The organism is Kribbella sp. C-35, assembly GCF_046549195.1.
Taxonomy (GTDB): domain Bacteria; phylum Actinomycetota; class Actinomycetes; order Propionibacteriales; family Kribbellaceae; genus Kribbella.
This window is the reverse complement of record NZ_JAJPWG010000001.1, coordinates 2,130,805-2,143,051: the sequence shown is the minus strand read 5'-3', so window position 1 is coordinate 2,143,051 and position 12,247 is coordinate 2,130,805. Positions and strand designations below refer to the sequence as shown.

Genomic DNA, 12,247 nt, shown 5'->3' with positions numbered 1-12,247 from the left:
CTCACAGCGATCGAACGTACTGCCTGCAGACGTGCACGCGCGAGAACCGCTTACGCATCGCGGCCTCGAGTGCGATCGGCGCATGCATGAACGCTGTCACCGGTGCGCCGAGACCCTCGGGGGTCTCGAAACCAGAAGCGTCGTCCTGCCAGGACTTGTAGACATGGAGATAACGGAAGTTCTCCGTGAAGCCCGATCGCTGGTACCACTCGTTCGCGGATGAATCCCCGCGCGTCCACGCGTCCAGTACGTCGACCTCGAGCCGAGGAAGAACCGTCTCCAGCAGCTGCGTGGCCAGGCCTTGGCGTTGGTGATCGGGGTGCACGGCGAGTACGTCGATCGTGGCGCGGTCCGTGAAGATCTCGACGTCCATCAGGCCGACCACTGTGTCGTCGTCGACGGCTACGAGCCGATGAGCCGGGTTCTCGAAGGTCTTCCGTTGGACCGCGACGTCGTCGTAGTACTCGGTGCCGAAGAAGCTCAGCAGGCGGCAGCGCAGCCACCCGGCGGCGTCGGTGTCGCGGTACTCGCGGATCTCGGTCATCCGGCGCCATGATGGCATGCCGCCCCGACACCCGGGATGGGTGTCGGGGCGGCTTCTACTGCTTGGGTCAGCGTTCGACTTCGCCGCGGATGAACTTCTCCACCAGGTCGCGGCAGACGTCGTCGGCGTACTGCTCCGGCGGCGACTTCATGAAGTACGACGACGCGGACAGGATCGGGCCGCCGATGCCGCGGTCCTTGGCGATCTTCACGGCGCGGATCGCGTCGATGATGATGCCGGCCGAGTTCGGCGAGTCCCAGACCTCGAGCTTGTACTCCAGCGACAGCGGTACGTCGCCGAAGTTGCGGCCCTCGAGCCGGATGAACGCCCACTTGCGGTCGTCCAGCCAGGCCACGTAGTCCGACGGGCCGATGTGCACGTTGCGGGGGTCGATCTCGTCGCGCAGCTGCGACGTGACGGACTGGGTCTTGCTGATCTTCTTGGACTCCAGGCGGTCCCGCTCGAGCATGTTCTTGAAGTCCATGTTGCCGCCGACGTTCAGCTGGTACGTCCGGTCCACGGTCACGCCGCGGTCCTCGAACAGCTTGGTCAGCACCCGGTGCGTGATGGTCGCACCGAGCTGCGACTTGATGTCGTCGCCGACGATCGGCACCCCGGCGGCGGTGAACTTGTCGGCCCACTCCTTGGTGCCGGCGATGAACACCGGCAGCGCGTTCACGAACGCGACACCCGCGTCGATCGCGCACTGCGCGTAGAACTTCGCCGCCTGCTCCGAACCCACCGGCAGGTAGCAGACCAGAACGTCGACCTGCGCCTCACGCAGGGTCGCAACGACGTCGACCGGGTCGGCGTCGGACTCGGTGATGGTCTCCCGGTAGTACTTGCCGAGGCCGTCGAGGGTGTGACCGCGCTGGACGGTGACGCCGGTCGGCGGCACGTCGCAGATCTTGATCGTGTTGTTCTCGCTGGCGCCGATCGCGTCGGCGAGGTCCAGGCCGACCTTCTTGCCGTCGACGTCGAACGCGGCCACGAACTCCACGTCCCGGACGTGGTAGTCGCCGAACTGGACGTGCATCAGACCGGGGACGCGCTCTTCGGGCTTGGCGTCACGGTAGTAGTGCACGCCCTGGACGAGCGAGCTTGCGCAGTTGCCGACGCCGACGATCGCTACGCGAATCGAGGTCATCTGGAATCTCCTTGGGTAGGCGGGTAGTGCTGGTCAGGGGGCCGCTGTTGCCGCCGCTCGCCGTCGATCAGCTCGTTCAGCCAGCGGACCTCGCGCTCGGCCGACTCCAGGCCGTGCCGTTGCAGCTCGAGGGTGTAGGCGTCGACCCGCTCCGCCGTCCGGCTCATCGCCGCCCGGAAGTTGGCCAGCCGCTCCTCCATCCGGGCCCTGCGGCCCTCGAGGATGCGCAACCGGGTGGCCGGATCGGTCCGGCCGAAGAACGAGAAGCGGACGCCGAACGTGTCGTCCTCCCAGGCCGACGGGCCGGCTTCGTGCATCGCGTGCGCGAAGTAGTCCTTGCCGTCGGCGGTGATCGTGTACACGATCTTGGGCCTGCGACCCGACTCCGGCGTTCCGGGGTCGGCCGTGATCAGCCCGTTGCGGAGCATCGCCTTCAGACACGGGTACAGCGAACCGAACGACAGCACGCGTCCCCAGCCGAACTGGGCGTTGACGCGCTTGCGGAGCTCGTAACCGTGCATCGGCGCTTCGTGCAGCAGACCGAGTACGGCGAGCTCCAGGACCCCACTGCGGTTTCCCATGAGCCACCTCCCTCGGTCTAGTTTGTCATGACGTGATGTATCGGTTCGATACATCGTGCTGCCACTGTAAGCAGACCCGGCGGCTGTGGACAACTCTTGACAAACCCGACCTTTGTCACCTCAGTCGGGCGGCACGCCCAGGAAACCTGTTACGTCAGACGCCGATCTGCGTTAATCGAATGACACTCAGCGTCGTAGCCCGGGAGCGGACGGTAATGACCGACAGTCATGGGAAGCACGCCAAGTCCGACGTGGAAGCCGAGGGCGCACTCGCCCGGCTGGCGCTGAGGTTCACCGCGTTCACCGAGAAGTGGTTGCCGGACGCGTTCGGGTTCGTCCTGGTCGGCACGTTCGTGGTGCTGCTGTTCGGGCTCGTCACCGGTGAGCCGCTGCTGAAGCGCCCCGACGACCCGGCCGCGACCAAGGGCTTCGGATTGATCGATGCCTGGGGCATCGGGTTCTGGTCCCTGATCACGTTCACGCTGCAGATGGCGATGATCATCATCGGCGGGTACGCCGTCGCCACGAGCGGACCGATCGCGCGGTTGATCACGCGGCTGGCCCGGATCCCGAAGAGCCCGCGGACCGCAGTCGCTTTCGTCGCCGCGGTCGCGATGCTGGCGTCGTACCTGAACTGGGCCTTCAGCCTGATCTTCGCGGCGATCCTGGCGCGCGAGGTGGCGCGCAACGTGCCGAAGGCGGACTACCGCGCGCTCGGTGCGATGGCGTTCCTCGGGCTCGGGACCGTGTGGGCGCAAGGGTTGTCCGGCTCCGCGGCACTGCAGGTGGCGAGTGCGAGCAGCAGCCCAGCGCCGGTGCAGGAGGTGATCAAGGCCGGCGGTCACGCCAGCGGCCTGATCCCGCTCAGCGACACGATCTTCACGTGGCAGGCGATCGTGGCGACGTTGATCGTGTACGCCGTCGGCGTCGGGATGGCGTGGCTCATCGCGCCCGGCGAGGGCAACGCGCGAACCGCGGAGCAGATCGGGATCGAGCTCAAACCGCTCATCGGCCGCGGATCGGCGTACAACGGTCAACGCCAAGAGACGCGTAGGCCCGGCGACTGGCTCGAGCATTCACCGCTGTTCAGTCTGCTGATCGTATTGCTCGGTGCCGTGTACCTGGTCCGCTACTTCAGCGGGAAGAGTTTCTTCAACGCGCTCGACCTCAACACGGTCAACCTGATCCTGTTCCTGCTCGCGATGCTCCTGCACTGGCGGCCGTGGCGGATGGCGCGTGCGGTGCGCGACGGCGCGCCCGCGGCGGCCGGCGTACTGCTCCAGTTCCCCTTGTACGGCGGGATTTTCGGGATGATCGCGTACACCGGGATCTCCGCGCGCCTCGCCGGATGGCTGGTGCAGGCGAGCAACCAGTTCCTGTTCCCGCCGCTGGTCGCGATCTACTCGTGCATCCTGGGCATCTTCGTCCCGAGCGGCGGCAGCAAGTGGGTGATCGAGGCGCCGTACGTGCTGCAGGCCGCCAACGAGTTGAAGGTCGACGCGGGCTGGATGGTCGTCGTGTACGACCTCGGTGAGGCGAGTGCGAACCTGCTGCAACCGTTCTGGATGCTGCCGACGCTCGCCATCCTCGGCCTCAAGGCGCGCGACATCATGGGCTACACGTTCACGATGTTCCTGGCCTGCTTCCCGGCCGCGCTGATCGCCGTGACATTGCTCGCACCGCACGTCACGGGGTAACCGTTTGCACCGACTTTGGGTCCGGTATGACCTGCTTGCTAGCATCCGGAGCGGATTCGGGCCTGTTACCACACCCACCGTAGTCTGTGGGGCAATGACTTCAGCGAGATCGTCGAGGATTGCACAGTGAGTGAAGCTCGTAGGAAGGCCGCCCCGCCGCCCCGGCGCAAGAAGCACTGGGCGCTCCGGGTTCTCGGCTGGCTCGCCGCTCTCTTCTTCCTCGGCGTCATCGGCGCGGTCGCCGCCTTCTTCGTCGTCTACCAGACGACCAAGATCCCGGACCCGAACAAGGAGTTCGCGACCAACACGACCACGGTGACGTACTCCGACGGTGGTCAGCCGCTCGGCTCCTTCTTCGAGCAGAACCGGCACTCGGTGCCGTTGGCCCAGATCCCCAAGTATGTCCAGGACTCGGTGATCGCGGCCGAGGACCGCACGTTCTGGACCAACCCCGGCATCTCGCCGCAGGGCATGGTGCGCGCGGCCTGGAACATCGCGCAGGGCGAGCAACTGCAAGGTGGCTCCACGATCACCCAGCAGTATGTGAAGGTCATGTACCTGACCCAGGAGCGGACCGTCTCCCGGAAGCTCCAGGAACTGTTCATCGCGACCAAGCTCGGCCGGCAGCAGGACAAGAGCCAGACGCTCGAGGGCTACCTCAACACGATCTACTTCGGTAAGGGCGCGTACGGCGTCTCCGCCGCCGGCGAGGCCTACTTCCAGGTGTCGGATCCGCGGAAGCTGAGCGTCCCGCAGGCGGCGCTGCTGGCGACAGTGCTGAACAACCCCTCGCTCTTCGACGTCGACGACGACGATCCGCGAACCCAGAAGCGGATCATCGAGAGGTATCGGTACGTCCTGGACGGCATGCAGCAGATGGGCACGATCTCCCCGGCGCTGGAGGCGAAGTACGCCAACAAGCTGCCCCCGCTGAACCCGAAGAAGAAGGACAGCCGATACGCGGGCCCCAAGGGCTACCTGCTCGACATGGCCCGCAAGGAGCTGCTGCAGCGGGGCTTCACCGAGGACCAGATCAGCGGCGGCGGTCTGAAGGTCACCACCACCTTCAACTACAGCCAGCAGAAGAAGATGACCGTCGCGGCCCAGCAGGAGCTGCCGGAGAAACGCGACAACCTGCACGTCGGGATGGCCACGGTGCAGCCGGGTACCGGCGCGCTGCTGGCGATGTACGGCGGACCGGACTACCTGAAGAGTCAGCTCAACTGGGCAACGGCGAAGGCCCGGCCAGGCTCCGGGTTCAAGCCGTTCGCGCTGGCCGCGGCGCTCAAGGACGGCAAGGGCATCTACGACATCTTCCAAGGTGACAGCCCGATCAAGATCCAGGGCCAGAAGCTCGGCAACGAGTTCAACCGCGACTACGGCGATGTCACCCTGCTGAAGGCCACCGAGCAGTCGATCAACACCGCCTTCTACGACCTGGTCGACAACCAGATGGACGACGGTCCGAACAAGGTCGTCGACGCCGCTGAAGCAGCCGGCATCCCGAAGACGAAGGCCCTCGAAACCGGGCGGCACAATCCGTCGACAGTGCTCGGTCCGGACCCGTACGCGTCCGCGGTCGACATGGCGGAGGCCTACGCGACGTTCGCGGCCGACGGCGTGTATGCGCCGCTGCACGTCATCAAGGAGGTCAAGGGCCCGGACGGCAAGGTGCTGTGGAGCGAGAAGAGCCTGGACAAGCAGAAGAAGCAGGCCTTCGACCAGAACATCGCGCGGACCGTGAACTACGTCCTGCAGGACGTAGTCACGAAGGGCACCGGAACCGGCGCCAAGGATCTGGACCGTGCGGTCGCCGGCAAGACGGGTACGGCGGGTGGTGTGGCGGTCGAGGACCGTGCGGAGAACAAGGCGTGTGACGGCTGCAAGGAGGGTTCGGCGACGCTGACCTCGTGGTGGACCGGGTACACGCCGGAATTGTCCACAGCCGTGGTGTACAGAGCCGGCAAGACCGGTGAGTCCGACCTCGACCCGTACTCCGACGACAAGGCGTTCTTCGGTGGGAACTGGCCACTGAAGACCTGGCTGGCGTTCATGAAGCCGGCCCTCGACGGCGTGCCCGACGCGGAATTCCCGGAACCGAGCGAGGACACAATCAAGGACACGTCGACCCCGACGTACACCCCGCCGCCGAGTACGCCGCCGCCCAGCACCCCGCCGCCCAGCACGCCGCCCCCGAGCACGCCCCCGCCGAGTACCCCGCCGCCGACGAGCACGCCGACCGGCAGGCCGACGAAGACCAAGCCGACGCAGACGACTACTACCCCGGTCATCCCGACACTGCCGACCGGTGGCCCGACCAAACCCACCGACACGCCGCAAACACCCGGCGGCGGTCAGTAGTCGCGGTCGGCTCGCCGGTGCCTGGTACCCGCATAAGGGACGATGGGGGCGTGACTCGGGCGGACTGTGGTGTGCGGCGGTGGTGGCGTGTTTGAGCGCTCTGCTGCTGGGGAGCCCAGGCCGGGGCGGGCTCGGCGTGCTCGGGTCGACAGGGTTGGCTGGCAGCGGTGGATGCCGACGCCGCCGGCTCGGGAGGTGCTCGGGTGGTGGCTGGTCACCCGGGTGGCGCTGTTCGTGCTGTCGGTCTCCGCGCCGCTCATGTTCAACCGCGGCAGCGACTACCCGAACGTGTGGAAGGCCTGGCTCCAGTGGGACGTCTGGCATCTGAAGGCGGTCGCCGAGTTCGGCTACAACAACGGTGAACCGTCCGGTGCGCCGCTGGCCGCGTTCTTCCCGGGCTTCCCGTTGCTGGTCCGGCTGGTCAGCTACACCGGCATCGGCTACGTTGCCGCCGGCATCGTGGTGTCGGCAGTCGCCAGCGCCGTGGCGGGCGTGTACCTCGCGCGCCTGGCGCAGTACGAGTTCCCGGAGCTGAAGGGCATCGGCCCGAACGCCGCCATGATCTGGTACGGCGCTCCGGTCGGGGTGTTCCTCGCCGCCGGGTACACCGAAGCCCTGTTCTGTGCCTTCGCCTTCCCCGCCTGGCTGGCCGCTCGGCAGGGACGCTGGGCACGCGCCGCCGTCTTCGTCGCGCTGGCGTCCACGGTGCGGGTGTCCGGGCTCTTCCTGATCTTCGCGCTGCTCGTCGAGTTCGTCACCTCGAAGAAGCGTGACTGGTTGTCGCTGCCGTGGCTCGCGCTGCCCGTCGTACCGGTGCTCGGCTTCATGGTGTACCTGAAGCAGATCCACGGCTCCTGGTTCGCCTGGCAGGACGCACAGGAGAAGGGCTGGGCGCGGGAGTTCACCTGGCCGTGGATCTCGCTGATGCACACGTTCGAGGCCGCGAGCAAGGGCCACTTCCCGGCTGACCGCAGCGACTGGACCTGGATGTTTCGGGCCGAGCTGGTCACGCTGTTCGTCGCGCTGGTGCTCCTCGCCTGGCTGTTCTGGCGCAGGTCCTGGGGCGAGGCAGCCTGGGTCGCCGCCACGATCGGCGCGTTCTGTACGTCGTTCTGGATCTACTCACTCACCCGAGCCACCCTGCTCATGTGGCCGCTGTGGATCGGCCTCGCGGTCCTGGCCAGACGCAGACCGTGGATCGGCCGCCTCTACCTGGCCGTGGCGATACCCCTGGCGGCCATCTGGGCAGCCGGCTTCTTCACCGGCCGCTGGTCCGGCTGAGTAGTTCTGCTCAGGCGGCTGGACCCGTCACGTACTTACCGTGGTCCCATGGAAGCCCGGACGATCGGCAGGGTCGCCTTGCAGGCGGTCTTCGTCGGCGTGATGGCAGGCAGCGCGTACGCGCTGATGCGTCAGTTCGGTGCGCCGCTGTGCCCGCCGACCGGGGTGAGTTGCGCCGTGGAGAGCGGTGGCGCGCTGTTCGCCGTACAGCTCGGGGGCGTGGCGACGGCTCTGGCGCTGCCCGTGCTGGCGCTGCGGGCCGGTCTGGGGTGGGTGTTCGCGGTCGTTGCGACGGCCGGAGTGCTGGCCGTGAACCTGGTCTGGTTCCTGTCATTGTCCGGCATGTGGACAGTTCTGGGGTGAGGCAACCCTCGGGAGGGTTCGAGCGTCGATAGGGGTGAAGGGGTGGCAGTCCGGGCGGGGACCGCCACCCCTCCTTAACTTCCGGATTTCCGGCGGAACCTCTCAGGGGCAGGCTCCGCCGGGTGGACGAATCGAGGGCGACGGCATCAGCCGTCGCCCTCGCGTCCTGATCAGCCGTAGTTGCGGTCGATCGACTGGGACGGGGTCGGGCTCGGCTTCGTCTCGGCGACGCGCTTGTCGCTCGGGTGCGTGCCGGTCTCGACGCCCTTCAAGGTGCCGAGCAGTTCGATCTCGGACAGCGTCACGCCGTCGGCGCCCGCCGCCGGGGTGAGCACCAGCCGGTACTGCGTGTACGCCTTGGGCGAGCTGATGCTGAACGACCTCGTGTACGACGCCCACGCCCAGCTCTCCCCGGTACGGCGGTCGACTGTCGTCCACGTCGTACCGTCGTTCGAGCCCTCCAGTGTCCACGCTGACGGAGCAGTGCCAGTCGCACCGCTTGTGAGCGTGTACATGCCGACCGGACGACCCTGCGGCAGGGCGACCGTGACGGCCGGCTGGGCACCGGTCAGCGTGACCTGTGTCTTCGAGTCGTTGTCGATGAGTGCGGAGACGTCAGCGCCACCCGCACCGATCACCGCGCCGGTGTCGGAGGTCGAGTCCCGCCACGTCGTCGGGTCCTCGCCCGGCTTGGTGATCGACGGCGGGGCGTCGTTCCGGCCGGTGCCCCACTTGGTCGGCTGGTCGGTCATCTCGAACTCGATCTTGCCGCCTCCTCCGATCAGGTCGTGGGGCAGGGCGGTCGACGTCCAGTTCTTGCCGTTGACCTTCACGCTCTTCACATAGGTGTTGCGAGAGGAGTTCTGCGGTGCGCTGATCACCAGCTTCTTGCCGCCGGCCAGCCGGACCGTCGCCTTGGTGAACAGCGGCGAGCCGATCGCGTACGACGGTGAGCCGACCTGCAGCGGGTAGAAGCCGAGTGCGCTGAACAGGTACCACGCCGACATCTCGCCGTTGTCCTCGTCACCCGGGTACCCCTGCCCGATCTCCGAGCCGGTGTACAACCGCGACAACGCCTCACGCACGAGAGCCTGCGTCTTCCACGGCTGCCCTGCCACGTCGTACATGTAGGTGATGTGATGCGACGGCTGGTTGCTGTGGCCGTACTGCCCCATCCGGACGTCACGCGCCTCGAGCATCTCGTGGATCGTGCCGCCGTACCCGCCGGTGTGGAGCGCGTCTTCCGGCGTACTGAAGAACTCGTCGAGCTTCTTCGCCAGACCGTCCCGCCCGCCGTAGATCGCGGCCAGGCCGGCGCCGTCCTGCGGGGTGGAGAACGCCATGTTCCACGCGTTCGTCTCGGTGTAGTCGTGGCCCCAGTCCCGCGGGTCGAAGGTGCTCGGGGAGTTGCCCCAGACACCGTCCGGACCCTTGCCCTGGAAGAAGCCGACCGTCGGATCGTAGAGCGTGACGTAGTTGCGGGCCCGGTTCAGGAAGTACTTGTAGTTGTCCAGGTACTCCTGCTTGCGCGGGTCGTTCTTCTTCGCCTTGTCGTACAGGGCCTTCGACATGTTCGCGATGCCGAAGTCGTTGATGTAGCCGTCCATCGACCAGCTGAAGCCCTCACCGGTGGTGTTGGCCGTGTAGCCGTTGAACGTGGACAGGTCCATGCCCTTGCGGCCGACGTTCTGCGACGGCGGTACGACGGACGCGTTCTTGACCGCCGCGTCGTACGCCGCCTGGACGTCGATCCCCTTGATGCCCTTGAGGTAGGCGTCCGCGAAGGCGACGTCGGACGACGTACCGACCATCAGGTTCGCGTAGCCGGGGGAGGACCAGCGGGAGATCCAGCCGCCGTCCTTGTACTGCTGGACGAATCCGTTGACCAGATCCGCCGCCTCGTCCTGCGCGAACAGCGAGTACGCCGGCCACACCGTGCGGTACGTGTCCCAGAACCCGTTGTTCACGAACGTCTGCCCGGCCACGATCTTCGAACCGGTCGTGGTCGGGGTGTCGGTGCCCACCTTCGGCGAGGTCGGCGACGCGTACTTGATCACCGGGTCCTTGGTGGTCCCGGTGTTCTCGGAGCCGTTGTTCGGGTAGAGGAACAGCCGGTAGAGGTTCGAGTACAGCGTGGTGAGTTGGTCTGCTGTCGCGCCCTCGACCTCGATCGTCCGCAGCTTGGCGTCCCACGCGGCCTGCGCGGCGTCCTTGACCTTGCCGAACTTCGAGCCCGCGGGAAGCTCCATTTCCAGGTTCTTCCGGGCCTGCTCGGTGCCGATCAGCGACGTGGCGAGCCGCAGCTGCACCTGGGTGGTCTTGGCGTCGAACATGAAGTAGCCGCCGACGTTCGCGCCGCCGCCGTCGGACAGCTTGCCCGAGGCAATCACCTTCTGGTCCACGACGCCGTACACGAAGAGCCGGCCGGCGCCGGTGGACAGGCCGCTCTTGATGTCGCTGTACCCCGTGACCACACCGGTCGCCGGGTCGAGCGTCAGCCCGCCGCTGTTGTTGACGTTGTCGAAGACCAGTGACGCCTTGCCGGCCGGGAAGCTGAACCGCAGCATCGCGGCGTGGTCGGTCGGCGCGATCTCGGCCGCGTTGCCGTTGTCGAACGTGACGCCGTAGTAGTACGGACGCGCGATCTCGTTGTCGTGGCTGAACGACCAGGCGCGCGCCTTCCGGTCCGCGGTCGGGGTGGCCGCCGTCGACGGCATCACCTGGAAGGTCTGCCGGTCACCCATCCACGGGCTCGGCTCGTGGCTGATCGACAGCGCCTGCACGGTCGGCTTGTTCGCCTCGTTGTTGCCCTTGGCGTAGTCGTACAGCCAGGACGTCGACCCGGCGTTCGTCACCGGTGTCCAGAAGTTGAAGCCGTGCGGTACGGCGGTTGCCGGGAAGTTGTTGCCCCGCGAGAAACCGCCGGTCGCGTTCGTGCCGCGGGTGGTCAGCGCGAGATCCGACGGGTGCTTGGCCGCGGTCTTCTGCGCCGCGCGATCCGGGTTGATCGCCGCGGCGATCCGGACGTCGTCGATCCAGCCGCGGAAGTCGGCCGGGCCGGACGGCTTGTCGTACCCGACCAGGATCCGCGTGATCGTCTTGCCGGCGGCAACCTTGCCGAGGTCGGCCTCGACGTTGTTCCACTGGTTCGTGTAGAGCGCCTTGGAGTCACCCTGGCCGCGTGGGCTGAGCTCGAAGCCGTGGTGGTCCTTGGCCTTCAGATCGCTCAGGTAGGTGCCGTCGGAGAACGCCAGGTCGAGCGCGGCGTACGTGCTCGGGTAGCTGAGGTCGCCCTCGACGTGCTCCGGGAAGATCTTGTACGAGAGGCGGGTGTCCTTGCCCACCTTCAGGTCGACGTCGGACACCTTGTTCCACGTGTAGCCGCGGCCCTCGGTGTCCTGGTGCCCGGCGTACCGGAAGGACTTGACGCCGGTGAAGCCGACGCGGGCGCGAGCGTTGTAGGCGCTGGTCGGGCCGGAGTCGAGCCGCGACTCGGCGACCGGGCCGGGTGGCGGCAGCGGGGCGCCGTTGGACAGGTACCAGTCGGCGAGCTGGACGATGTTCTCGCCGTGGTTCAGCGTGATGTCCAGCTTGAAGTACGTGTACGCCGTGTCGTTGGCGAAGCTGTACTCCTTGGTCTGGAACCGGTTCTCGAAGCTCTGACCGGTCTGGGTGTCCAGCGTTGTCCAGGTGGTGCCGTCGTTCGAACCGGAGATGGTCCAGTTCTGCGGGTCGCGGCCGTCCGCGTCGTTCGCCGAGGTCAGCGCGTACTTCTTGATCACCACCGGGGCCGAGGTCTGGTAGACCAGCCAGCCGGTCGGCTCGAACACCAGCCACTTGGTGAACTTGTCGCCGTCGGCGGCGTTCGTGGCGATCTCGCCGCCGCCGGTGTTCTCGCCGTTCGCGGTCACCTTGGTGACCTTGTCCATCTCGCTGCCGCCGATCCCGGTCGGCGTCGGGCCGCGCACCCCGTCAGTGCGTGGCTTCCCGTCCGGGCCGGTCTCGACGGCGTCGGTGTAGCCCGGCTGTGGCTGGCCGGGTTCGAAGGAGGTGAAGTACGACGAGCCGCTCACCACCTCCTGCGCGGAGGTCGGGACGGCATCAGCTGACGTCATGGCAGTAGACATTGTCACAACGAGCCCGAGAGACGTGACGAGCCCCAGTGGGCGGCGGAGATTCATCGACGCTCCTTGCACTTCCGGCCGGCACCACGGGACGCCCCCGTCCGCCGGTGTAGGTACGCGGCCCCGATGACAAGGTTGTCAGCCCACGC

At 67.0% G+C, this 12,247-nt stretch carries 8 protein-coding genes; 4 read left to right on the top strand and 4 right to left on the bottom strand.

Features of this window, described 5'->3' with window-relative positions:
• Nucleotide 1: 1 nt before the first annotated feature.
• The 3 genes from ACLJOO_RS10890 to ACLJOO_RS10880 form a co-directional block, all read right to left on the bottom strand.
• Nucleotides 2-544 carry a GNAT family N-acetyltransferase gene (locus ACLJOO_RS10890; protein ID WP_410786759.1) on the bottom strand — a complete coding sequence of 181 codons (543 nt, stop codon included), beginning with the start codon at nt 542-544 and terminating at the stop codon, nt 2-4.
• A 67-nt stretch (nt 545-611) separates the two neighbouring features.
• Complete coding sequence (locus tag ACLJOO_RS10885) at nt 612-1,691, bottom strand: inositol-3-phosphate synthase (protein ID WP_410786758.1); 1,080 nt, start codon at nt 1,689-1,691, stop codon at nt 612-614.
• Nucleotides 1,688-2,272, bottom strand: a complete 585-nt coding sequence (locus tag ACLJOO_RS10880) for a PadR family transcriptional regulator (RefSeq protein ID WP_130386421.1) — start codon at nt 2,270-2,272, stop codon at nt 1,688-1,690. Before ACLJOO_RS10880 ends, ACLJOO_RS10885 begins: the two co-directional genes overlap by 4 nt.
• A 215-nt stretch (nt 2,273-2,487) precedes the next feature.
• Here ACLJOO_RS10880 and ACLJOO_RS10875 point away from each other — a divergent pair, with 215 nt between their 5' ends.
• The 4 genes from ACLJOO_RS10875 (at nt 2,488) to ACLJOO_RS10860 (ending at nt 7,974) form a co-directional block, all read left to right on the top strand.
• Complete coding sequence (locus ACLJOO_RS10875) at nt 2,488-3,969, top strand: short-chain fatty acid transporter (protein WP_410786757.1); 1,482 nt, start codon at nt 2,488-2,490, stop codon at nt 3,967-3,969.
• A gap of 126 nt (nt 3,970-4,095) precedes the next feature.
• A complete protein-coding gene (locus ACLJOO_RS10870; protein WP_410786756.1) occupies nt 4,096-6,330 on the top strand; it encodes a transglycosylase domain-containing protein in 2,235 nt (744 codons plus the stop codon).
• Nucleotides 6,331-6,501: 171 nt separating this feature from the next.
• Nucleotides 6,502-7,611 (top strand): mannosyltransferase family protein, encoded by a 1,110-nt coding sequence (locus ACLJOO_RS10865; RefSeq protein ID WP_410786755.1) that lies wholly within the window; start codon nt 6,502-6,504, stop codon nt 7,609-7,611.
• Between the two features lie 48 nt (nt 7,612-7,659).
• Entirely contained in the window at nt 7,660-7,974 is a 315-nt protein-coding gene (locus tag ACLJOO_RS10860) for a hypothetical protein (protein WP_410786754.1), read from the top strand.
• Between the two features lie 170 nt (nt 7,975-8,144).
• Here ACLJOO_RS10860 and ACLJOO_RS10855 read toward each other — a convergent pair whose 3' ends face one another.
• Entirely contained in the window at nt 8,145-12,089 is a 3,945-nt protein-coding gene (locus ACLJOO_RS10855) for a GH92 family glycosyl hydrolase (RefSeq protein ID WP_410786753.1), read from the bottom strand.
• Between the last annotated feature and the right edge of the window lie 158 nt (nt 12,090-12,247).

Coding starts and splice junctions, on each gene's coding strand:
- ACLJOO_RS10885 (WP_410786758.1), bottom strand. CDS start 1,691: ATGACCTCGATTCGCGTAGCGATCGTCGGCGTCGGCAACTGCGCAAGC.
- ACLJOO_RS10875 (WP_410786757.1), top strand. CDS start 2,488: ATGACCGACAGTCATGGGAAGCACGCCAAGTCCGACGTGGAAGCCGAG.
- ACLJOO_RS10855 (WP_410786753.1), bottom strand. CDS start 12,089: ATGACGTCAGCTGATGCCGTCCCGACCTCCGCGCAGGAGGTGGTGAGC.
- ACLJOO_RS10890 (WP_410786759.1), bottom strand. CDS start 544: ATGACCGAGATCCGCGAGTACCGCGACACCGACGCCGCCGGGTGGCTG.
- ACLJOO_RS10865 (WP_410786755.1), top strand. CDS start 6,502: ATGCCGACGCCGCCGGCTCGGGAGGTGCTCGGGTGGTGGCTGGTCACC.
- ACLJOO_RS10880 (WP_130386421.1), bottom strand. CDS start 2,272: ATGGGAAACCGCAGTGGGGTCCTGGAGCTCGCCGTACTCGGTCTGCTG.
- ACLJOO_RS10860 (WP_410786754.1), top strand. CDS start 7,660: ATGGAAGCCCGGACGATCGGCAGGGTCGCCTTGCAGGCGGTCTTCGTC.